The sequence below is a fragment of the Streptomyces sp. NPDC027663 genome (genome assembly GCF_055566415.1).
On record NZ_JBVHSK010000002.1, the window covers coordinates 517,598 to 538,782 of the forward strand.

General features: G+C 72.3%; 19 protein-coding genes. 12 read left to right on the forward strand and 7 right to left on the reverse strand.

Annotation, left to right across the window (positions count from 1 at the left end; translation table 11 throughout):
• Positions 1-94 precede the first annotated feature (94 nt).
• Entirely contained in the window at positions 95-712 is a 618-nt protein-coding gene (locus ACZ4SF_RS07190) for a hypothetical protein (protein ID WP_468379399.1), read from the forward strand.
• 3 nt (positions 713-715) lie between these two features.
• Here ACZ4SF_RS07190 and ACZ4SF_RS07195 read toward each other — a convergent pair whose 3' ends face one another.
• Together ACZ4SF_RS07195 and ACZ4SF_RS07200 are read right to left on the reverse strand one after the other, a co-directional pair.
• The gene (locus ACZ4SF_RS07195) at positions 716-1,837 is read right to left on the reverse strand and encodes an adenylate/guanylate cyclase domain-containing protein (RefSeq protein ID WP_468379402.1); all 1,122 of its coding nucleotides are present in this window, start codon (positions 1,835-1,837) and stop codon (positions 716-718) included.
• A gap of 230 nt (positions 1,838-2,067) precedes the next feature.
• Positions 2,068-2,928 (reverse strand): biotin--[acetyl-CoA-carboxylase] ligase, encoded by an 861-nt coding sequence (locus tag ACZ4SF_RS07200; RefSeq protein ID WP_468379405.1) that lies wholly within the window; start codon positions 2,926-2,928, stop codon positions 2,068-2,070.
• A gap of 110 nt (positions 2,929-3,038) precedes the next feature.
• On the opposite strand from ACZ4SF_RS07200, the gene ACZ4SF_RS07205 reads away from it, so the two are divergent.
• From ACZ4SF_RS07205 to ACZ4SF_RS07220, 4 genes are all read left to right on the forward strand, one after another.
• Positions 3,039-4,649 (forward strand): acyl-CoA carboxylase subunit beta, encoded by a 1,611-nt coding sequence (locus tag ACZ4SF_RS07205; RefSeq protein ID WP_468379408.1) that lies wholly within the window; start codon positions 3,039-3,041, stop codon positions 4,647-4,649.
• Positions 4,650-4,673: 24 nt separating this feature from the next.
• Positions 4,674-4,883, forward strand: coding sequence for an acyl-CoA carboxylase epsilon subunit (locus ACZ4SF_RS07210; protein ID WP_468379411.1), 210 nt, complete (start codon positions 4,674-4,676; stop codon positions 4,881-4,883).
• 167 nt (positions 4,884-5,050) lie between these two features.
• A complete protein-coding gene (mmpB, locus tag ACZ4SF_RS07215) occupies positions 5,051-5,179 on the forward strand; it encodes a morphogenic membrane protein MmpB (protein WP_468379414.1) in 129 nt (42 codons plus the stop codon).
• Between the two features lie 32 nt (positions 5,180-5,211).
• Positions 5,212-5,829 carry a Maf family protein gene (locus ACZ4SF_RS07220; protein WP_468379417.1) on the forward strand — a complete coding sequence of 206 codons (618 nt, stop codon included), beginning with the start codon at positions 5,212-5,214 and terminating at the stop codon, positions 5,827-5,829.
• Here the strand turns inward: ACZ4SF_RS07220 and ACZ4SF_RS07225 are convergent.
• Complete coding sequence (locus tag ACZ4SF_RS07225; RefSeq protein WP_468379420.1) at positions 5,801-6,370, reverse strand: hypothetical protein; 570 nt, start codon at positions 6,368-6,370, stop codon at positions 5,801-5,803. The genes ACZ4SF_RS07220 and ACZ4SF_RS07225 overlap by 29 nt on opposite strands.
• A gap of 365 nt (positions 6,371-6,735) precedes the next feature.
• Between ACZ4SF_RS07225 and ACZ4SF_RS07230 the strand changes: the two genes are divergently transcribed.
• Positions 6,736-8,508 carry an acetyl/propionyl/methylcrotonyl-CoA carboxylase subunit alpha gene (locus tag ACZ4SF_RS07230; RefSeq protein ID WP_468379423.1) on the forward strand — a complete coding sequence of 591 codons (1,773 nt, stop codon included), beginning with the start codon at positions 6,736-6,738 and terminating at the stop codon, positions 8,506-8,508.
• A gap of 376 nt (positions 8,509-8,884) precedes the next feature.
• On the opposite strand, the gene ACZ4SF_RS07235 is transcribed toward ACZ4SF_RS07230, so the two are convergent.
• A complete protein-coding gene (locus ACZ4SF_RS07235; protein WP_468379426.1) occupies positions 8,885-9,814 on the reverse strand; it encodes a DeoR/GlpR family DNA-binding transcription regulator in 930 nt (309 codons plus the stop codon).
• A gap of 166 nt (positions 9,815-9,980) precedes the next feature.
• The gene (locus ACZ4SF_RS07240) at positions 9,981-11,429 is read right to left on the reverse strand and encodes an NAD(P)H-quinone dehydrogenase (RefSeq protein ID WP_468379428.1); all 1,449 of its coding nucleotides are present in this window, start codon (positions 11,427-11,429) and stop codon (positions 9,981-9,983) included.
• A gap of 95 nt (positions 11,430-11,524) precedes the next feature.
• On the opposite strand from ACZ4SF_RS07240, the gene ACZ4SF_RS07245 reads away from it, so the two are divergent.
• The 3 genes from ACZ4SF_RS07245 (at position 11,525) to ACZ4SF_RS07255 (ending at position 14,868) form a co-directional block, all read left to right on the forward strand.
• A complete protein-coding gene (locus ACZ4SF_RS07245) occupies positions 11,525-11,962 on the forward strand; it encodes a gamma-glutamylcyclotransferase family protein (RefSeq protein WP_201831960.1) in 438 nt (145 codons plus the stop codon).
• Between the two features lie 134 nt (positions 11,963-12,096).
• A complete protein-coding gene (locus ACZ4SF_RS07250) occupies positions 12,097-12,921 on the forward strand; it encodes a purine-nucleoside phosphorylase (protein WP_468379431.1) in 825 nt (274 codons plus the stop codon).
• A gap of 300 nt (positions 12,922-13,221) precedes the next feature.
• Positions 13,222-14,868, forward strand: coding sequence for a phospho-sugar mutase (locus ACZ4SF_RS07255; RefSeq protein WP_468379433.1), 1,647 nt, complete (start codon positions 13,222-13,224; stop codon positions 14,866-14,868).
• Between the two features lie 57 nt (positions 14,869-14,925).
• Here ACZ4SF_RS07255 and ACZ4SF_RS07260 read toward each other — a convergent pair whose 3' ends face one another.
• Together ACZ4SF_RS07260 and ACZ4SF_RS07265 are read right to left on the reverse strand one after the other, a co-directional pair.
• Complete coding sequence (locus ACZ4SF_RS07260) at positions 14,926-16,638, reverse strand: hypothetical protein (protein WP_468379435.1); 1,713 nt, start codon at positions 16,636-16,638, stop codon at positions 14,926-14,928.
• Positions 16,639-16,904: 266 nt separating this feature from the next.
• Positions 16,905-17,606 (reverse strand): PH domain-containing protein, encoded by a 702-nt coding sequence (locus ACZ4SF_RS07265; protein ID WP_468379438.1) that lies wholly within the window; start codon positions 17,604-17,606, stop codon positions 16,905-16,907.
• Positions 17,607-17,742: 136 nt separating this feature from the next.
• On the opposite strand from ACZ4SF_RS07265, the gene deoC reads away from it, so the two are divergent.
• The 3 genes from deoC to ACZ4SF_RS07280 are packed head-to-tail and all read left to right on the forward strand — an operon-like array spanning position 17,743 to position 21,114.
• On the forward strand, positions 17,743-18,780 hold the full coding sequence (gene deoC, locus ACZ4SF_RS07270) for a deoxyribose-phosphate aldolase (RefSeq protein WP_468380416.1): 1,038 nt from the start codon (positions 17,743-17,745) through the stop codon (positions 18,778-18,780).
• 5 nt (positions 18,781-18,785) lie between these two features.
• The gene (locus ACZ4SF_RS07275) at positions 18,786-20,237 is read left to right on the forward strand and encodes an aldehyde dehydrogenase family protein (RefSeq protein WP_468379441.1); all 1,452 of its coding nucleotides are present in this window, start codon (positions 18,786-18,788) and stop codon (positions 20,235-20,237) included.
• A complete protein-coding gene (locus tag ACZ4SF_RS07280) occupies positions 20,230-21,114 on the forward strand; it encodes an aldehyde dehydrogenase family protein (protein WP_468379444.1) in 885 nt (294 codons plus the stop codon). Before ACZ4SF_RS07275 ends, ACZ4SF_RS07280 begins: the two co-directional genes overlap by 8 nt.
• The last annotated feature ends 71 nt before the right edge of the window (positions 21,115-21,185 follow it).

Genomic DNA, 21,185 nt, shown 5'->3' on the forward strand with positions numbered 1-21,185 from the left:
TGACATCCCGGCCGTCTCCACCCACACCGCCCACGGCAGCGCATAGCGTGCGCTCCGCCACGGCGCGCCCGGGGCGCACGGCGGGGAGGGAACCATGACACCGATACCTGCACAGTCCGGAGCGGAGCAGGAACGCGAGCCGGGCGGCACGCCCGGCGTACGCCGCGGGCGCCATCGCAAGCCCCGTCCCCGCAAGGCCCTGCTCGCCGCAGGCGGACTCGCACTCGCCGCAGGGGTGCTCAGCCTGGTCCGGGTCGCCCCGGAGTCGGGGGTCGGCGCGCCGGGCACCGCGGAGGCCGAGGCCCGGCTCGATCCGGGCGGCGGCAGCGTCACGGACCGCTCCGCCAACACCGCGGCCACCATCGCCGCCGCCCCCACCGCGCTGCCCTCGGCGACCTCCGTCATGGGCGGCAGAAGCCCCGCCCCCACACCCACCGGCTCCCCTGCTCCCACGGCCCCGGGCACGGTCACGGCACCGGCCGACGACACCGCCGTACCCACCCCCGTCCCGACCGGCGCCCCGGACACACCCGGCGGCACATCCCGGCCCGCACCCACGGCATCCGCCCCGCGCCCGGTCCCGGCGACGCCGGCCCCCACTCCGACACCGAAACCGACCCAAGGTCACGGCCCGAAGGATCCCGACCCGGGCGGAGTGTGCCTGCCGGTGATCGGCCTGTGCGTGGACCTGTCCGGCGGCTCGGACGAGTAGCGGTTACGGCCGGCCGTCGCGGCGCGCGAGCAGCCAGGGCTCGACGACACCGAGCCCACGCACCGGGCGCTGCCACATCGGCTGGAGCGCGAAGCGGTACGCCGGCGGCTCCTCGCCCTCCTTCTCGGCGGCCGCCGCGGCCTCCGCCGCCTCCGCCTCCGAGGCGGGCGCCTCACCGGAGCGGATCAGTTCCTCGGCGAAGGCGCTGTCCACCAGCACCGCGTCCCGGGGCGCTATCGAGGTCAGCCGGGAGGCCAGGTTCACCGTCGTACCGAACACATCGCCCATTCGGGTGGTCACCGTGCCGAACGCCATGCCGACGCGCAGCTCGGGCATCGTCTCGTCGTTCGCCAGCGTCTCCACCAGCCGCAGTGCGATGTCCGCGGCGACACCCGCGTCGTCCGCCGCGTACAGCACCTCGTCACCGAGGGTCTTGATGAGGCGGCCGCCGCGCGCGGCCACCAGGTCGGCGGCGGTCGTCTCGAAGGCCTCGACCAGCTCGCCCAGCTCCTCCTCCTCCATCCGGCGGGTCAGCCGCGTGAACCCCACGAGGTCGGCGAAGCCGACGGCCAGCCGCCGGTCGACCATCTCCTCGTCGTCACCCGTCTGCACCACCCGCCCGGCCGAGGCGGCGAGCTGGCGGCGCCACACATAGACCAGGAACTCCTCCAGCTCGGGCAGGAGCAGTTCGACGATCGGGTACGTCACCTCGGTCCGGGTCATCCCCGGCTCCGGCGGCTCGGTCAGCCCCTCCAGGAAGGAATCGATCTGCCACTCGGCCAGACGGGCGGTGGTCTGCCCGGTCGACCGGGCCACCTGCACGGCCATGGCCTCGCTCAGCAGCCCCGCCTCCACCAGACCGGCGAGCCGCCGCAGCGCCAGCACGTCGGCCTCGGTGAGCGCCTTGGCCTGCCCGATGTCGGCGAAGCCCATGGCCCGCCAGAACCGGGACGCCAGCTCCATGGAGACGCCGGCGCTGCGGGCGGCCTGGAACGGCGTGTAGCGGCGCTCGGCGCCCAGGATGAGCTGTTCGAGCCGCAGGGCCAGCGGGTCCTCGCCGTTCTCGGGGGCGTGGGGATCCACCCGGCCGTCCCCGCCGCCGGAGCCCGTGTCGTCGACGGTCACGCCTGCTGCCCTTCCGATCTGCCGCGGTCATGTATCGACCGGCCTCAACTCTACGGCAGGTGTGCGCCAGCTCACTCCGTCGGGTTCGGCCGGCGGCACGGGTGTGTTACACCGACAAGCACATTCGAAACCGCGAGGACCGCACCGGGGCCTGCAGCCCCCGCAACGACCGGTCGAGGCCCACCCACGGACCCGCAGCAGCAATCACCACCCGCACCCCCCGCACCCCCTCACGCCGGCCGCAGATGCACGATGTCCCCCGCCCCCACCGGCTCCTGCACCCCGCTGTCCGTGGCGATGACCAGCCGCCCGTCCCCGTCCACGGCCACGGCCTCCCCCACCAGCGCCCGGCCCCCCGGCAGCTCCGCCCGCACCACCCGCCCGAGCGTTGCGCACCCCGCTGTGTACGTCTCGTGCAGCCCGCTCACCGCGGCGTCCCCACCCGCGGCCCGCCACCGCCCGTACCAGTCCTCCAGCGCCCGCAGCACCGCCCGCAACAGCGGATCCCGGTCCGTCCCCACCGCCCCGGCCAGCGCCAGCGACCCCGCCTGCGGAACCGGAAGCTCGTCCGCCCGAAGGGTGACGTTGATGCCGACGCCGATGACGACACCGTCGTCGCCGGCCCGCTCCGCGAGGATGCCTCCGGCCTTCCGCTCCTCGCCCCTCACGGAAACCAGCAGGTCGTTCGGCCACTTGAGTGCCGTGTCCACGCCCGCCGCCCGGGACAGCCCGGTCGCCACCGCCACACCCGTCAGCAGCGGCAGCCACCCCCAGCGCTCCACCGGCACCTCGACGGGTTTCAGCAGCACGGAGAAGAACAGCCCGGACCGCGGCGGTGCCGTCCACTGCCGGTCCAGCCGGCCCCGGCCGGCCGTCTGCTCCTCCGCCACCAGCACCGCCCCTTCGTCGGCGTTCCCGGCGGCAGCCAGCCCGGCGAGGTCGGAATTGGTGGATCCGGTCCGCTGCACCACCTCGATGTCGCAGTACAGGCTGTCCTCCTGGACCAGCCCTCGCCGCAGCGCCGCGGCGTTCAGGGGCGGACGGTCCAGGTCGGACCAGCGGCTGTCGTCTGATGCATTGTGCGGCGTCATGCAAGCCACCCTAGGTGTGGTAAACGACGCACTGCTGATCGGTAGGCGCGCCACTACCCTACGAATGAGTAACCGTCCCCCCTTTTGAGCAGGCAGGGAGCCGCATCCCGATGTCCGAGCCGGAAGAGCGTCAAGAGATCCAAGCGATCGACATCCACACGACCGCGGGGAAGCTCGCGGATCTCCAGCGCCGCATCCACGAAGCGACGCACGCCGGCTCGGAACGTGCCGTCGAGAAGCAGCACGCGAAGGGCAAGCTGACGGCCCGTGAGCGGATCGAACTCCTCCTGGACGAGGACTCCTTCGTCGAACTCGACGAGTTCGCCCGCCACCGCTCCACCAACTTCGGCCTGGACAAGAACCGCCCGTACGGCGACGGCGTCGTCACCGGCTACGGCACGGTCGACGGCCGCCCGGTCGCGGTCTTCTCGCAGGACTTCACGGTCTTCGGCGGAGCCCTCGGCGAGGTCTACGGCCAGAAGATCGTCAAGGTCATGGACTTCGCGCTGAAGACCGGCTGCCCGGTGATCGGTATCAACGACTCCGGCGGCGCCCGCATCCAGGAAGGCGTGGCCTCCCTGGGCGCCTACGGCGAGATCTTCCGCCGCAACACCCACGCCTCCGGCGTCATCCCGCAGATCAGCCTGGTCGTCGGCCCCTGCGCGGGCGGCGCGGTCTACTCCCCGGCGATCACCGACTTCACGGTGATGGTCGACCAGACCTCGCACATGTTCATCACCGGCCCGGACGTCATCAAGACCGTCACCGGTGAGGACGTCGGCTTCGAGGAGCTGGGCGGCGCCCGGACCCACAACGCCGCCTCCGGCGTGGCGCACCACATGGCGGGCGACGAGAAGGACGCCATCGAGTACGTCAAGCAGCTGCTGTCGTACCTGCCGTCCAACAACCTCTCGGAGGCCCCGGTCTTCCCGGAGGAGGCGGACCTCGCCGTCAGTGCCGAGGACCTGGAGCTGGACACCCTGGTCCCGGACAGCGCGAACCAGCCGTACGACATCCGCACGGTGATCGAGCACGTCCTGGACGACGCCGAGTTCTTCGAGACGCAGGCGCTGTTCGCGCCGAACATCGTGACCGGCTTCGGCCGGGTCGAGGGCCACCCCGTCGGCATCGTCGCCAACCAGCCGATGCAGTTCGCCGGCTGCCTGGACATCGACGCGTCCGAGAAGGCCGCCCGCTTCGTCCGCACCTGCGATGCGTTCAACGTCCCGGTGCTGACCTTCGTGGACGTGCCCGGCTTCCTGCCGGGTGTCGACCAGGAGCACACCGGCATCATCCGCCGCGGCGCCAAGCTGATCTACGCCTACGCGGAAGCCACCGTCCCGCTCATCACGGTCATCACCCGCAAGGCCTTCGGCGGCGCCTACGACGTCATGGGCTCCAAGCACCTGGGCGCCGACCTCAACCTGGCCTGGCCGACCGCCCAGATCGCCGTCATGGGCGCCCAGGGTGCGGTCAACATCCTGCACCGCCGCACGATCGCGGAGGCGGAGGCCGCCGGAGAAGGCGAGGCGACCCGCGCCCGGCTGATCCAGGAGTACGAGGACACCCTCCTCAACCCCTACGTCGCGGCCGAGCGCGGCTACATCGACGCGGTGATCATGCCGTCCGACACCCGCGCCCACATCGTCCGGGGCCTGCGTCAGCTGCGCACGAAGCGGGAATCCCTGCCTCCGAAGAAGCACGGCAACATCCCCCTCTAGGCCCCGCGGACCCTGGGAGCGGTCATGAACATCAAGGTCGTACGAGGCAACCCGACCCCGGAGGAGCTGGCCGCCGCTCTGGCGGTGGTCCGTGTCCGCGCCGCGGCGGCTGCTACGGCACCGCCCGGCGCGGAGGGCCCGAAGGACGCGTGGGCGGACCCGTCCCGCATCGCGGCGGCCCGCGTCCCCCAGCCCGGGCCGGCGTCGTGGACGCGCACCTTCTGGCCGAGCTGAGGGAAGCCGGCCTCGAGGCACACGAGGCCGTACCGGTGTGTGACCCCGTGGCGGGGCCGCACACCGGTGCGGCCCCGCCACGGGGTCGCACACAAGCACGGAAGAGGGCGCCGACTTGAGTACCTCTACTCAGGCGCCCTCCCCGGCCCAAGCCGCACGCTGGGGGCATGCTGTGGTCAGACCCGGAGAACGAGCCGCCCCAAGAACTGCGCGACATGCAGAACATGCTGCGGCGGCTCGGCGTCTTCATGGCTCTGGCCATGGTCCTGATCATGATCGTGATCGGTACGAGGTGAGCCGGACGGCACCGCCTGACTAACCTGACCGCATGACTGCTACGCGCCGCAGGCGACTCGTGCTCGCTTCCCAGTCCCCCGCCCGGCTGGGTCTGCTCCGGCAGGCCGGCCTCGCCCCCGAGGTGATCGTGAGCGGCGTCGACGAGGACGCCGTCACCGCACCCACCCCCGCCGAGCTGGCGCTCGCCCTGGCCGAGGCGAAGGCGTCGGTCGTCGCGGCGAAGCCGGAGGTGCAGGGCGCCCTGGTGATCGGCTGTGACTCGGTGCTGGAGCTGGACGGCCAGGCGCTGGGCAAGCCCGCGGACACCGAGGAGGCCGGTGCCCGCTGGAAGGCGATGCGCGGGCGGGCCGGAGTGCTCCAGACGGGTCACTGCATCTGGGACACGGAGGCCAAGCGGTACGTTTCGGCGACCGCGTCCACCGTCGTCCGTTTCGGTGACCCGACCGACGAGGAGATCGCCGCCTACGTGGCCTCCGGAGAGCCTCTCCACGTCGCGGGGGCGTTCACCCTGGACGGCCGTTCGGCGCCGTTCATCGAGGGCATCGACGGCGACCACGGCAATGTGATCGGCATCAGCCTGCCCCTGGTCCGCAAGCTCCTCGCCGAACTGGGTGTAGGTATCACGGAGTTGTGGGCGCCGGCCGGGTGACCTGGGCGGGGACGGAGTCCTGCGGCTCGTCGTCCCCGTCCTGCGGCTCGTCCGTGCGGCTCGCCGGCGCACCCGCGCCAGCGCCGGCCGCGGCCGGCTCCGTCCGGGCCACCGGGCCGCCGCCCTCCTCGGGCGTGCCTCCGGAACCCGCGTCCTCGGGGCCGCCCGTGCGGTCGTACGTCATCAGGAGCAGGACGATCAGGCCGAGCACGACGACCATGAAGAGGAACGCCGTCCAGCCGACCAGGCCCCAGGCGAACGCGCCCAGCAGGCCGTGCACCACGGCCGCGCTGATCAGCAGGACCCGGCCGAAGCCGGCCGGGGCGCGGTTGCGGACCGCGACGAGCACGGCCACCAGCGCGCACAGTGCGAAGTAGGCACCGAAGACGATGCCGCCGATCTTCGAGGACGTCGCCATGGTGGACGGGTCGAGGCCGGCCAGGGACATGTCCTGACGGTCGACGACCACCCCGAGGAACCAGTTGAGCGCCGCGATGAGGACCGCCTCCGCAAGGAGGACGACCGCCACGATCCCTGCCACCGGTCTGCGTATCACCGGTCCCACCCACTCTCACGCCAGCAGCCTGTTTTTGCGCAGCGCGAACGCTACTAACGGGTAAACCCTGGGACAAGGGTTCGGGCGCCGGCAAAGAATCATTGGGCCATTCGTAGGGACTCGACAAAGAATCCGAGTGGGCCGCGGCACGCTCTCACAGAGACCTTGACCACATGACAGGGCTAGGGTTTCCCGAAGGAGCCCTGCGTACCGAGGTGCGACAAGGGCTTTCGCGGGTCGGGCGAGCCTCGCATCACGCTCCGTGTGGGCAAGCTCACCATTGGGGACGGGTCGAAGTGTCGTGTCGGCAGTCCCTAAACTCGGCTTGTTTCAAGGAGGGAGCCTCAATCGTGCGCAAGGTGCTCATCGCCAACCGTGGCGAAATCGCTGTCCGCGTGGCCCGGGCCTGCCGGGACTCCGGGATCGCGAGCGTGGCCGTCTACGCCGACCCGGACCGGGACGCTCTGCATGTCCGCGCCGCGGATGAGGCGTTCGCTCTGGGCGGTGACACTCCGGCGACCAGCTATCTGGTCATCGAAAAGATCCTGAACGCCGCGCGCGAGTCCGGCGCGGACGCCGTCCATCCGGGTTACGGCTTCCTCTCGGAGAACGCCGACTTCGCGCAGGCGGTCCTCGACGCCGGCCTGATCTGGATCGGCCCGCCGCCGCAGGCCATCCGCGACCTCGGTGACAAGGTCGCCGCCCGGCACATCGCCCAGCGGGCCGGTGCCCCCCTCGTGGCGGGCACGCCGGACCCGGTGAGCGGCGCCGACGAGGTCGTGGCCTTCGCCCGGGAGCACGGCCTGCCGATCGCCATCAAGGCCGCCTTCGGCGGCGGCGGACGCGGCCTGAAGGTCGCCCGCACTCTCGAAGAGGTCCCGGAGCTGTACGAGTCGGCGGTGCGCGAGGCGGTGGCCGCCTTCGGCCGCGGCGAGTGCTTCGTCGAGCGCTACCTGGACCGCCCCCGGCACGTGGAGACCCAGTGCCTGGCCGACAAGCACGGCAACGTGGTCGTCGTCTCCACCCGTGACTGCTCGCTGCAGCGCCGCCACCAGAAGCTGGTCGAGGAGGCCCCTGCGCCGTTCCTCTCGGACGAGCAGGTCGCCGAGCTGTACCGGGCCTCGAAGGCCATCCTGAAGGAGGCCCGCTACGAGGGCGCCGGTACCTGTGAGTTCCTGGTCGGCCAGGACGGCACGATCTCCTTCCTGGAGGTCAACACCCGCCTCCAGGTCGAGCACCCGGTGACCGAGGAGGTCGCCGGCATCGACCTGGTCCGCGAGATGTTCCGGATCGCCGACGGCGAGGAGCTGGGCTACGACGACCCGCCGCTGCGCGGACACTCGTTCGAGTTCCGCATCAACGGCGAGGACCCGGGCCGCAACTTCCTCCCGGCCCCCGGCACGGTCACCCGGTTCGACCCGCCGGCGGGTCCCGGTGTCCGGCTGGACGCGGGCGTGGAGTCCGGCAGCGTGATCGGCCCGGCGTGGGACTCGCTCCTCGCCAAGCTGGTCGTCACGGGCCGCACCCGCAAGGAGGCCCTGGAGCGGGCCGCCCGTGCCCTGGAGGAGTTCCAGGTCGAGGGCATGGCTACGGCGATCCCCTTCCACCGCGTGGTCGTGAAGGACCCGGCGTTCGCTCCCGAGCTGACCGGCTCCGCAGAGCCGTTCACCGTGCACACGCGGTGGATCGAGACCGAGTTCGTCAACGAGATCAAGCCCTTCGCCGCCCCGGCCGACGCCGAGGCGGAGGAGGAGGTGGGCCGCGAGACCGTCGTCGTCGAGGTCGGCGGCAAGCGCCTGGAGGTCTCCCTTCCGTCCTCCCTGGGCATGTCGCTGGCCCGCACGGGTCTGGCGGCCGGTGCCAAGCCCAAGCGGCGCGCTGCGAAGAAGTCCGGGCCCGTCGCCTCCGGCGACACCCTCGCCTCTCCCATGCAGGGCACGATCGTGAAGGTCGCGGTCGAGGAGGGCCAGGAGGTGAAGGAGGGCGACCTGGTCGTCGTCCTGGAGGCCATGAAGATGGAGCAGCCCCTGAACGCCCACAAGGCGGGCACCATCAAGGGCCTGAGCGCCGAGGTCGGCGCCTCCCTCACCTCGGGCGCCGCGATCTGCGAGATCAAGGACTGACCCCAGCCTCACAGTGACGCCCGGTGGACCGGTTGCTCCGGTCTGCCGGGCGTCGCCTTTGCAGAGACGCATCGGGCAACTCGCCACACGCCACGAGCCCCGAGACACGACCACCCTCAAGGGGCGCGAGAAACGGCGCAACAAGCCCGCCCCACCGCTTCACTCCCTGGAGACCGGCCGACCTGAAGGGGCGCGAGGAACTGCGCGACAAGCCACGACGCACCCGCACCCGCCGACGACCGCCCGCCCGCCCCACAGCTTCACTCCTCGGAGACCGACCACCCTCAAGGGGCGCGAGGAACTGCGCGACAAGCCACGACGCACCCGCACCCGCCGACGGACCGCAGCCCGCTACGGCGACAGGGCGCCGCGCCCCTCAACGTCGCCGCAGATCAGCGACCCGCCCCCGCTCAGCCCCCGTCGGCTCCCCATAACCCGCGCCGGACCGAAGCGCCATCCCCCTGCGTGGCCCCGGCAGGGGAGCGCGCCGCGCCGGGGCCTGCTCACCCCCCGGAGGCGCTCCGTTCGCCCCCGCCACGGCGATGTGCACCCCCTGGTCGGCGAGCGCCTGCAACTCCGTGACGGCACGGTCGTCGTGGCCCGGCGGCTCATCGGTGACCAGCCGGGTGACGAGGTCCGTCGGCACGGTCTGGAACATGGTGTCCGTGCCGAGCTTGGTGTGGTCGGCGAGGACCACGACCTCCGCGGCGGCCTGCACCAGCGCCCGGTCGACGGACGCGGAGAGCATGTTGGAGGTGGACAGCCCGCGTTCGGCGGTCAGACCGCTCCCGGAGAGGAAGGCCTTGGACACCCGCAGCCCCTGGAGGGACTGTTCGGCGCCGGAGCCGACGAGGGCGTAGTTGGAGCCGCGCAGGGTGCCGCCGGTCATCACGACCTCCACCCGGTTGGCGTGGGCCAACGCCTGGGCGACCAGCAGGGAGTTGGTGACCACCGTCAGGCCCGGGACGCGGGCGAGCCGGCGGGCCAGCTCCTGTGTGGTGGTACCGGCGCCGACCACGATGGCCTCGCCTTCTTCGACGAGGCCCGCGGCGAGGTCGGCGATGGCCGTCTTCTCGGCGGTCGCGAGATGCGACTTCTGCGGGAAGCCGGACTCTCGCGTGAACCCGCCCGGCAGTACCGCACCGCCGTGCCGGCGGTCGAGGAGTCCTTCTGCCTCCAGTGCCCGCACGTCCCGCCGTACGGTCACTTCAGAGGTCTGGACGACGCGGGCGAGCTCACGGAGCGACACGGCACCGTTCGCTCGCACCATTTCGAGGATCAATTGGCGACGTTCAGCAGCGAACACGAAACTGACAGTAACCCCAGCGACCGTCTGCTTTCAGCAGTTTGCGCCGAATAACAGAAGTTGTTCGCATGGCAGGCCGGGAGGTGGTATAGCACCTACCCGCCCCGACTATGCCGCCCGCACACGCGGCAACTCCCTGTGACCAGCGGGGAGAACGCCCTGGCCGTCAGGCCTCCGCGCTCGCCTTGCGGGTGTGCAGCTGCCGGGCGACCTCCGCGATCGACCCCGAAAGGGAGGGGTACACCGTGAACGCGTTCGCGATCTGTTCGACCGTCAGATTGTTGTCGACGGCGATCGAGATGGGGTGGATGAGTTCCGAGGCGCGCGGGGCCACGACCACACCGCCGACGACGATGCCCGTGCCCGGCCGGCAGAAGATCTTCACGAAGCCGTCCCGGATGCCCTGCATCTTGGCGCGCGGGTTGCGCAGCAGGGGCAGCTTCACGACCCGGGCGTCGATCTTGCCGGCGTCGACGTCGGCCTGCGTGTAGCCGACGGTGGCGATCTCGGGGTCGGTGAAGACGTTCGAGGAGACCGTCTTGAGGTTCAGCGGGGCCACCGCGTCGCCGAGGAAGTGGTACATGGCGATACGTCCCTGCATGGCGGCGACGGACGCGAGAGCGAAGACCCCGGTCACGTCACCGGCCGCGTAGACGCCGGGAGCGGTCGTGCGCGAGACCTTGTCGGTCCAGATGTGCCCGGAGTCGCGCAGCTTGACCCCGGCCTCCTCCAGGCCGAGACCCGCGCTGTTGGGGATGGCGCCGACGGCCATGAGGCAGTGCGAGCCGGTGATCACGCGGCCGTCGGCCAGTGTCACCTCGACCCGGTCGCCGACGCGCTTGGCTGACTGCGCGCGGGAGCGGGCCATGACGTTCATGCCGCGGCGCCGGAAGACGTCCTCGAGGACGGCGGCGGCGTCGGGGTCCTCGCCGGGCAGCACGCGGTCCCGGGAGGAGACGAGGGTGACCTTCGACCCCAGCGCCTGGTAGGCACCGGCGAACTCGGCACCGGTCACACCGGAGCCGACCACGATCAGCTCGTCCGGCAGCTCGTTGAGGTCGTAGACCTGGGTCCAGTTCAGGATGCGCTCGCCGTCGGGCTGGGCGTCGGGCAGCTCGCGCGGGTGACCGCCCGTGGCGATGAGCACGGCGTCGGCGGCGAGGGTCTCCTCAGTGCCGTCGGCGGCGGTGACGACGACCTTCCGGGACCCGTCGAGGGCCTGCATGCCGTCGAGCCGGCCACGGCCGCGCATGACCCGGGCGCCGGCGCGCGTGACGGAGGCGGTGATGTCATGGGACTGGGCGAGCGCGAGCCGCTTCACACGCCGGTTGACCTTGCCCAGGTCCACCCCGACGACCCGGGCCGCCTGCTCCATCGGCGGGGTGTCGTCGGCGACGATGATCCCCAGCTCCTCGTAGGAGGAGTCGAAGGTGGTCATCACCTCGGCCGTAGCGATTAGGGTCTTCGACGGCACGCAGTCGGTCAGTACCGACGCTCCGCCCAGACCGTCGCAGTCGACGACGGTCACCTCCGCGCCGAGCTGAGCGGCCACCAGCGCCGCTTCGTATCCGCCGGGTCCGCCACCGATGATCACGATCCGAGTCACGTACTCCATTGTCCCGCACGCTTCAAGGTGCTACTGCCCGGGGGCGCCACGGGCGACTCACGGGACACCGGGGCCGCGCGGTGCGCCTGCCGTACCCTCTCTTCATGTCGCTCTATGCCGCGTACGCCGGCAATCTCGACGCGCGTCTGATGTCGCGCCGCGCCCCGCACTCCCCGCTGCGCGCCACCGGCTGGCTGAACGGCTGGCGGCTGACCTTCGGCGGCGAGCAGCTGGGCTGGGAGGGCGCACTGGCGACGATCGTCGAGGACCCGCTGGCCCAGGTCTTCGTCGGCCTGTACGACATCGCGCCCATGGACGAGGAGTCGCTCGACCGGTGGGAGGGCGTGGGCCTGGAGATCTACCGGCGGGCACGCGTGCGCGTGCACACCCTGGACGGCGAGGAGCCGGCCTGGACGTACGTCCTCAACGGCTACGAGGGCGGGCTGCCGTCGGCGCGCTATCTGGGCGAGATCGCCGACGCGGTGGAGTCGGCGGGAGCCCCGCACGACTATGTGATGGAACTCCGCAAGCGCCCCTGCTGAGCAGGTCTCTCCCTCCGGCCTGCGGTTTTGCGCCCTTTTCTGCCGGGTTTGTGGAAACCGACAAGACAACGGACCCCAATCCCGTGGGCTCTGTCATCTACGCGCGTAGGCGAAGACCGGTTACCCTCGTCGGCGTGAACGCATTTCTTCTTCCGGACGACATCCAGGGCGACCCGTACGCCGCCGCCGACGCCGCCGCCGCGCGCCTGCGCGAACTCACCGGCGCCGAGACCCACGACGTCGCCCTCGTGATGGGCTCCGGCTGGGCTCCGGCCGTCGACGCCCTGGGCGCACCCGACGCCGAGTTCCAGGTCACCGAGCTGCCCGGCTTCCCGCCGCCGGCCGTCGAGGGACACGGCGGCAAGATCCGCTCGTACTCCTCCGGTGACAAGCGCGCCCTGGTCTTCCTGGGCCGCACGCACTACTACGAGGGCCGTGGCGTCGCCGCCGTCGCCCACGGCGTCCGCACCGCCGTCGCCGCCGGCTGCAAGACCATCGTGCTGACCAACGGCTGCGGCGGCCTGCGCGAGGGCATGCGCCCCGGCCAGCCGGTACTGATCAGCGACCACATCAACCTCACGGCGACCTCTCCGATCGTCGGCGCCAACTTCGTCGACCTGACGGACCTGTACTCGCCGCGCCTGCGCGCCCTGTGCAAGGAGATCGACCCCACGCTGGAGGAGGGCGTCTACGCCCAGTTCCCCGGCCCGCACTACGAGACCCCGGCCGAGATCCGCATGGCCCGCGTCATCGGCGCGGACCTGGTCGGCATGTCCACGGTCCTCGAGGCGATCGCCGCGCGTGAGGCGGGCGCCGAGGTCCTGGGCATCTCCCTGGTCACCAACCTGGCCGCGGGCATGACCGGCGAGCCCCTCAACCACGAGGAGGTCCTCCAGGCGGGCCGCGACTCGGCAGCCCGGATGGGCGAACTGCTCGGCCAGGTGCTGGGCAAGCTGTAACAGGCACCCCGCGTCGGACCGACGCGCCGGGCCAGGTGGTGGGCAAGCTGTAGCAGGCAGCCGACGTCGGACCGACGCAAGCACGCCGCCGGTGGCACGCACCGGTGGCACGCACCGGTGGCACGCACCGGTGGCGCGCCGGCGGTGGCGGGCCGGTGCCGGCACGCAGCAGGTGGCGCGCCGGCGGCGGTGTGATCCCTTCCGCCCGCTTCCCGGCCGACCGAGTCGGGCGGGACGGGTGGGCGAACGGGGGTCTGGGGGCGGAGCCCCCAGCGAAGACGAGGAGAGGTTGATCCCAAGGTGCACGACGATCTCATGGCCAAGGCCGAAGCATGGCTCGCCGAGGACCCCGACCAGGAGACGCGCGACGAACTCGCCAAGCTGATCGAGTCCGGTGACGTGACAGAGCTGTCGACCCGCTTCAGCGGCACGCTCCAGTTCGGCACCGCCGGCCTGCGCGGCGAGCTGGGCGCCGGCCCGATGCGCATGAACCGCGCGGTGGTCATCCGCGCCGCCGCCGGTCTCGCCGCGTACCTGAAGAAGAACGGGACCCCACACGGGGACGCGGGCGCCGGCCTCGTCGTGATCGGCTACGACGCCCGCCACAAGTCCGCGGACTTCGCCCGCGACACCGCCGCCGTGATGACCGGCGCCGGCCTGCGCGCGGCCGTACTCCCCCGCCCGCTCCCCACCCCCGTCCTGGCCTTCGCGATAAGGCACCTCGGCGCGGTCGCCGGCGTGGAGGTCACCGCCAGCCACAACCCGCCCCGGGACAACGGCTACAAGGTCTACCTCGGCGACGGCTCCCAGATCGTGCCGCCCGCCGACGCGGAGATCGCCGCCGAGATCGACGCGATCGCCTCGCTGAACGACGTACCCCGCCCGGAGGCCGGCTGGGAGATCCTGGACGACGCGGTCCTGGACGCCTATCTGGCCCGTACGGACGCCGTCCTGGCCACAGACTCCCCGCGTACCGCCCGCACGGTCTACACGGCCATGCACGGCGTCGGCCGGGACGTCCTGCTGGCCGCGTTCGCCCGCGCCGGCTTCCCCGAGCCGGTGCTGGTGGCCGAGCAGGCCGACCCGGACCCGGACTTCCCGACGGTCGCCTTCCCGAACCCGGAGGAGCCGGGCGCGATGGACCTGGCGTTCGCGCAGGCCCGCGCCACCGACCCGGACCTGGTCGTCGCGAACGACCCGGACGCCGACCGCTGCGCGGTGGCCGTGAAGGACGGCGGCGACTGGCGGATGCTGCGCGGCGACGAGGTCGGCGCGCTGCTCGCCGCCCACCTGGTCCGCCGCGGGGCGACCGGCACCTTCGCCGAGTCGATCGTCTCCTCCTCCCTGCTCGGCCGGATCGCCGGGAAGGCGGGGCTGCCGTACGAGGAGACGCTGACCGGCTTCAAGTGGATCGCCCGCGTCGACGGCCTGCGCTACGGCTACGAGGAGGCCCTCGGTTACTGCGTGGACCCGGAGGGCGTGCGCGACAAGGACGGCATCACCGCCGCGCTGCTGATCACCGAGCTGGCGTCCGTCCTGAAGGAGGAGGGCCGTACCCTCCTGGACCTGCTGGACGAGCTCGCCGTGGAGCACGGTCTGCACGCCACCGACCAGCTGTCGGTCCGTGTCCAGGACCTGTCGCTGATCGCGGACGCGATGCGCCGCCTGCGCGAGCAGCCGCCGACCGAGCTGGCCGGCCTGCCCATCACCCGGGCCGAGGACCTGACCCGGGGGACGGACAAGCTGCCGCCCACGGACGGCCTGCGCTACACCCTCGACGGTGCCCGGGTCATCGTCCGCCCGAGCGGTACCGAGCCGAAGCTCAAGTGCTACCTGGAGGTCGTCGTTCCGGTCGCCGCGCACGCCGGCCTGCCGGCCGCGCGCGCCCGCGCGACCGAACTGCTGGCGGCCGTGAAGCGGGATCTGTCGGCGGCTGCCGGCATCTGAGGCGCCACAACACCGTCGGGGTGCCCCTGGCCGGCTCCAGGGGCACCCCGACGGCGTCTACACGACGAACACCAGGCCGGCCGTCCAGGCCACGGCCAGCAGGACCGCGAGCGGCCACAGCGGGCGGCCCCGGCCGCTCTCCTCACCGGGAACGAGCGGGCGCAGCGCGGGGTCCCGCCACAGCGCGGTGATCTCGGCGGCCGTCCGCTCGAACGGGTGCAGCAGACCGAACCTGCGCTCCAGCCAGGGCACGCGGGGCGCGTAGACGGACCACGCGTGGAACGTCGCCCGCCGGCTGTCCACCTTCAGCTCGACCCCGTCGCACTCGACCGCCCGCACGTCGTCCCAGGCGATGTGCCGGGTGCCGCGCAGCCCGTTGAACCACAGCCCCGCGCGGTCGGCGGTGATCCGCCAGGCGAACCAGCGCGGCAGGCAGAGCACCACCGCCAGGCCGACGACCCCGCCGAGCAGACGGCCCCACACGTCGCTCTCGCCCCTGAACAGGCTGAGCGCCCAGAGGAAGACCGTGAGCGCCGTGAGCCGGCCCAGCAGGCCCGCCCGCCACTGCCGTACGCCCGCCGGGACGTCGCCAGCCGCCTCCCGGGCGACCGCCTCTCCGGCCGACCGCCGCAGCTGCGCGTAGGCAGCCTGCCGGTCCGCCCGGCGCCTCTCCGCGGCCAGCGCCCGTCGTACCGCCCGGTCCGGCAGCGGCCGCACGATCCCCGCCGACCGTTCCAGCACCGGCGGAGCGTCCGCCTCCTCGGCGGCCGTGAGCAGCAGGACCTCCGCTCCGTCGCAGGGCACGCCGTACAGCACGGCCTCGCGCAACGGCCCCGGTCCCTCCCGGTCGATCCGGGCCAGGAACGCCTCCAGCTCCTCCTCGTCCTCGTCGCCCTCGTCGCGCTCGTCGCCCTCGTCCCCGTCGTCCTCCTCGCCGGTCTTCTCGTCGGCCACCTCGGTGACGGCGACCCGGAACAGCGGCCGCAGCCCGGAGGTGTCGGCGGCGGCGAAGACCTCCGTGTCGAGGTCGGCGCCCTCCCGTACGAGCACCCGCAGCACCGGCGCGGGCGCACCCCGCAGCGCGCGGGCCCGGTGACGGGAGAGCAGCCCGGAGACCAGCATGGTCAGGCCCTGTCCCGCCACCAGCCAGGCGAGCGCCGGTACGGCGCGGGCCGCCTCGGCCGAGGCCGGGGTGCGGGCCGGAGTGCAGCCGACGGCAGCCAGACCGAGCGCGAGCAGCAGGCCCCCGCACACGATCAGGAACAGGCCGCGGGGCAGCGGCCGGCCCGCGTCCGGCAGCGGCGCGGTGACCCCGCGGGCCGCCTCCCGGGCCCGCTCCCGCTGCCTGCGCCGGGCCATCAGCCGCAGCACGGCCACCGCCCAGGCAGCCGCCAGGACGGCCCCGGCCGCCGCTGCCTCCGGCAGGCTCAGCCCGGGCCGCAGTACGAGCAGCAGCACCGCGAGCACGGGTGCCGACCACGGCACGATCTCCGGACGAGCCCACAGCCACAGCCCGTGCAGCGCCAGCAGGGCCGCGGCCCACGGGTGCCACGCGGCGGGCAGGGCCAGCAGCCCGGTGATGCCCGCGGTGCCGGCCAGCACGGTCACCACGTGCCGGTTGCGCACGGGCACGGGCACCCACCACGGCGGCAGCGCGTCGAGCCAGCGGCGGGGATGTTCCCCGCTCCAGGGCGGGCAGCCGTCGGGCCCGGGTGCGGCGGGCAGGGCGGACGGGGGCAGCGGCAGCGGCCGTCGCGGAGTCGTACTCATCGCTCACCAGACACTCGGTGGGGGTGAAAGGTTGGTGCCCCGCGGCTGCGGGACGGTGCGGCAGGCGTCGGCTGCCGGAAAGCCACGTGGAGACCCCCCGGACCGCGCCGGCCGCACCAAAGCCGACCAAGAACGCCTCGGCCTCACCGGACACCCGGTGGACCGCCTCAGCCGTACCGAGCGCAGCAGAGCGCGCCTCGCCGCACCGAAGCGCCGCAGACCACCTCAACCTCGGCCGAGCGCAGCAGTCCGCGCCGCGGAGCGTCTCAGCCCACAGCCAGCAGGACCGCCAGCAGTACGGCCCCCGCCACCGCCGGCGCGATCACCTCGTAGGCCCAGCGCACGGTGATCTCTCCCTGGGCGGACTCGGCCTCGCCGCGGTGCTCCAGGAGTTCGCGCAGGTCGTCCATGACCTTGTCGGTCTCCGCCCGGGCCGGGCCGTGGTCGCCGCCGCGCAGGCCGAAGCCGCCGAAGCCGAAGCCGCTCGGTGCGAGCCCCCCGCCGGAGCTGCCGGGTGTGATGCCACGGGCCGCCTCCGCCGCCGCCCGCTGCTGTCGGCGGGCCGCCTTCTTGCGTGCCCGCAGCGAGACGGGGACGGCCCACAGCTGGTACTTGGTGCCGGAGCCGGCGACGACCTCGTTGGAGAAGCTGGAGCGCAGGCCGCCGACCGCGCCCCAGGGCAGGGTGATCACCCGGAGGGGGTTGCGGATGCGCAGCCGGTCCTCGTTGGCGAAGACCGCGGGACGGATCGTGAAGGCGGTCACCAGCGGCAGGGCCAGGATCATCCCGGCGAGCGCCAGCCACGGGACCCGGCCGTGGCCCTTGATCAGAGCGTCGAAGCCCAGCCAGAGGACGACGCCGATCAGCAGCACGCCGGCCACGATGCCCATGGGCGAGCGGTAGGTCCGGTCGGGAGCGGCGGGCACCGGGGGCTGTGACGCGGGTGACGGGCGGTCCGGGGTGGTCATGGCCCCGATTGTGCACGACACCGCCGATGGTGCGGCCGCGCACCCTGGAACCGGCGCTCATCCGTGATCCCGGGACCCGGAACGAGCAGCGGGGGTGTACAGCCGCTACGCGCGTAGATATGCTCGTCTGGTGACCATGCCCACCTCCCCCAAGTTCTCGGCTTCGCTCGAAGAGGGCGGTGCCCCCACACCCGCAGCGCGCTCCCCCAGGCTCTCGGCTGCGCTGGAGCGGGACAACACCCCCTTCACCGACGTCACCGCGTCCGACAGCACGCTGCGCCGCTTCCTGCACGGCCTGCCCGGCGTCGACGCGGTCGGTCTGGAGGCGCGTGCCGCGTCTCTGGGCACCCGTTCCATCAAGACCACCGCGAAGGCGTACGCCATCGACCTCGCCATCTCGATGGTCGACCTGACGACGCTGGAAGGCGCGGACACCCCGGGCAAGGTCCGGGCGCTCGGCGCCAAGGCGGTCCACCCCGATCCCACGGACCGGACGGCCCCCACCACGGCCGCGGTCTGCGTCTATCCCGACATGGTGGCCGTCGCCAAGGAGGCCGTCGCCGGTTCCGGCGTCAAGGTCGCCTCCGTGGCCACCGCCTTCCCGGCCGGCCGTGCCGCCCTCGACGTGAAGCTGGCCGACGTGCGCGACGCCGTCGACGCCGGCGCCGACGAGATCGACATGGTCATCGACCGGGGCGCGTTCCTCGCCGGCAAGTACCTGAAGGTGTACGACGAGATCGTCGCCGTGAAGGAGGCCTGCGGGGACAGTGCCCGGCTGAAGGTCATCTTCGAGACCGGCGAGCTGTCGACGTACGACAACATCCGCCGCGCCTCCTGGCTCGGCATGCTCGCCGGCGCCGACTTCATCAAGACCTCCACCGGCAAGGTCGCCGTCAACGCGACCCCCGCCAACACCCTGCTGATGCTGGAGGCGGTGCGCGACTTCCGCGCCCAGACCGGCGTCCAGGTGGGCGTGAAGCCTGCGGGCGGCATCCGCACCAGCAAGGACGCGATCAAGTTCCTGGTCCTGGTCAACGAGACCGCCGGCGAGGACTGGCTGGACAACCACTGGTTCCGCTTCGGCGCCTCCTCGCTCCTGAACGACCTGCTGATGCAGCGCCAGAAGCTGGCCACCGGCCGCTACTCCGGCCCCGACTACGTGACGGTGGACTGATCACCATGACCATCGAGAAGCGGTCTTCCGCATTCGAGTACGCACCGGCGCCCGAGTCCCGCTCCGTCGTCGACATCGCCCCCTCCTACGGCCTCTTCATCGACGGCGAGTTCGTGGAGGCGGCCGACGGCAAGGTGTTCAAGAGCATCTCGCCGTCCACCGAGGAGGTCCTCTCCGAGGTCGCCCAGGCCGGCGCCGAGGACGTCGACCGCGCGGTGAAGGCCGCCCGCAAGGCCTTCGGGACGTGGTCGGCGCTGCCCGGCTCCGAGCGTGCCAAGTACCTGTTCCGCATCGCCCGCATCATCCAGGAGCGCAGCCGCGAGCTGGCCGTCCTGGAGACGCTGGACAACGGCAAGCCGATCAAGGAGACCCGCGACGCGGACCTCCCGCTCGTCGCCGCGCACTTCTTCTACTACGCGGGCTGGGCCGACAAGCTCGACCACGCCGGCTTCGGCGCGGACCCGAAGCCGCTGGGCGTGGCCGGCCAGGTCATCCCGTGGAACTTCCCGCTGCTGATGCTGGCGTGGAAGATCGCCCCGGCTCTCGCCACCGGCAACACGGTGGTCCTGAAGCCGGCCGAGACGACGCCGCTCTCGGCGCTGTTCTTCGCGGACATCTGCCGCCAGGCCGGCCTGCCCAGGGGTGTCGTCAACATCCTCCCGGGCTACGGCGACGCGGGCGCCGCGCTCGTCGCGCACCCGGACGTGAACAAGGTCGCCTTCACCGGCTCCACGGCCGTCGGCAAGGAGATCGCCCGCACGGTCGCCGGGACGAAGAAGAAGCTCACCCTCGAACTGGGCGGCAAGGGCGCCAACATCGTCTTCGACGACGCCCCGATCGACCAGGCCGTCGAGGGCATCGTGACCGGCATCTTCTTCAACCAGGGCCAGGTCTGCTGCGCCGGTTCCCGTCTCCTCGTCCAGGAGTCCGTCCAGGACGAGCTGCTGGACTCCCTCAAGCGCCGTCTGTCCACGCTGCGCCTCGGCGACCCGCTGGACAAGAACACCGACATCGGCGCGATCAACTCCGCCGAGCAGCTGGCCCGGATCACCGCGCTGGCCGAGCAGGGCGAGGCGGAGGGCGCCGAGCGCTGGTCCCCGGCCTGCGAACTGCCGTCGTCCGGCTACTGGTTCGCGCCGACGCTCTTCACGAACGTCACCCAGGCGCACACCGTCGCCCGTGACGAGATCTTCGGTCCGGTGCTGTCGGTCCTCACCTTCCGCACGCCGGACGAGGCCGTCGCCAAGGCGAACAACACGCAGTACGGCCTGTCGGCGGGCATCTGGACCGAGAAGGGGTCGCGGATCCTGGCGGTCGCGAACAAGCTGCGCGCCGGTGTCGTCTGGTCCAACACGTTCAACAAGTTCGACCCGACCTCGCCGTTCGGCGGTTACAAGGAGTCGGGCTTCGGCCGCGAGGGCGGCCGCCACGGCCTGGAGGCTTACCTCGATGTCTGACCGTTTGAGCGTCTTCAAGACCTACAAGCTGTACGTCGGCGGGAAGTTCCCGCGTTCCGAGAGCGGCCGGGTGTACGAGGTGACGGACTCGAAGGGCAACTGGCTGGCCAACGCACCGCAGTCCTCCCGCAAGGACGCCCGTGACGCGGTCGTCGCCGCGCGCAAGGCGTTCGGCGGCTGGTCGGGCGCGACGGCGTACAACCGGGGCCAGGTCCTCTACCGCGTCGCGGAGATGCTGGAGGGCCGCCGTGAGCAGTTCGTGCGCGAGGTGGCCGACGCCGAGGGCCTGTCGAAGCCGAAGGCGGCCGCGGTGGTGGACGCGACGATCGACCGCTGGGTCTGGTACGCGGGCTGGACGGACAAGATCGCCCAGGTGACCGGCGGCGCCAACCCGGTCGCGGGCCCGTACTTCAACCTCTCCTCGCCCGAGCCGACCGGCGTGGTCGCCGTCGTGGCCCCGCAGGAGTCGTCGTTCCTCGGCCTGGTCTCGGTCGTGGCCCCGGTGATCGCCACCGGCAACACGGCGGTGGTCATCGCCTCCGAGAAGGCCCCGCTGCCCGCCCTGTCCCTGGGCGAGGTGCTGGCCACCTCCGACGTCCCGGGCGGCGTGGTGAACGTCCTGTCCGGCCGTACGGCGGAGATCGCGGCGCCGTTGGCCGCGCACCAGGACGTCAACGCGATCGACCTCGCGGGCGCCGGCGAGGAACTGGCGAAGGAGCTGGAGATCGCGGCGGCCGACAACCTCAAGCGCGTCCTGCGTCCACAGGCTGTGGACTACTCCGGGACGCCGGGGACCGAGCGGATGACGGCGTTCCTGGAGACGAAGACCGTCTGGCATCCGACGGGGTCGCTGGGAGCGTCCGGGTCCTCCTACTGACCGGGTCCGGGTGGGGAACTGCCGCCGTCCGCCGACTGCGGTTCGTCGTGGCGTGCCGCGCAGTTCCCCCG

Coding starts and splice junctions, on each gene's coding strand:
- ACZ4SF_RS07280 (WP_468379444.1), top strand. CDS start 20,230: ATGTCTGACCGTTTGAGCGTCTTCAAGACCTACAAGCTGTACGTCGGC.
- ACZ4SF_RS07265 (WP_468379438.1), bottom strand. CDS start 17,606: ATGACCACCCCGGACCGCCCGTCACCCGCGTCACAGCCCCCGGTGCCC.
- ACZ4SF_RS07240 (WP_468379428.1), bottom strand. CDS start 11,429: ATGGAGTACGTGACTCGGATCGTGATCATCGGTGGCGGACCCGGCGGA.
- mmpB (WP_468379414.1), top strand. CDS start 5,051: ATGCTGTGGTCAGACCCGGAGAACGAGCCGCCCCAAGAACTGCGCGAC.
- ACZ4SF_RS07190 (WP_468379399.1), top strand. CDS start 95: ATGACACCGATACCTGCACAGTCCGGAGCGGAGCAGGAACGCGAGCCG.
- ACZ4SF_RS07205 (WP_468379408.1), top strand. CDS start 3,039: ATGTCCGAGCCGGAAGAGCGTCAAGAGATCCAAGCGATCGACATCCAC.
- ACZ4SF_RS07245 (WP_201831960.1), top strand. CDS start 11,525: ATGTCGCTCTATGCCGCGTACGCCGGCAATCTCGACGCGCGTCTGATG.
- ACZ4SF_RS07220 (WP_468379417.1), top strand. CDS start 5,212: ATGACTGCTACGCGCCGCAGGCGACTCGTGCTCGCTTCCCAGTCCCCC.
- ACZ4SF_RS07260 (WP_468379435.1), bottom strand. CDS start 16,638: ATGAGTACGACTCCGCGACGGCCGCTGCCGCTGCCCCCGTCCGCCCTG.
- ACZ4SF_RS07210 (WP_468379411.1), top strand. CDS start 4,674: ATGAACATCAAGGTCGTACGAGGCAACCCGACCCCGGAGGAGCTGGCC.
- deoC (WP_468380416.1), top strand. CDS start 17,743: ATGCCCACCTCCCCCAAGTTCTCGGCTTCGCTCGAAGAGGGCGGTGCC.
- ACZ4SF_RS07200 (WP_468379405.1), bottom strand. CDS start 2,928: ATGACGCCGCACAATGCATCAGACGACAGCCGCTGGTCCGACCTGGAC.
- ACZ4SF_RS07275 (WP_468379441.1), top strand. CDS start 18,786: ATGACCATCGAGAAGCGGTCTTCCGCATTCGAGTACGCACCGGCGCCC.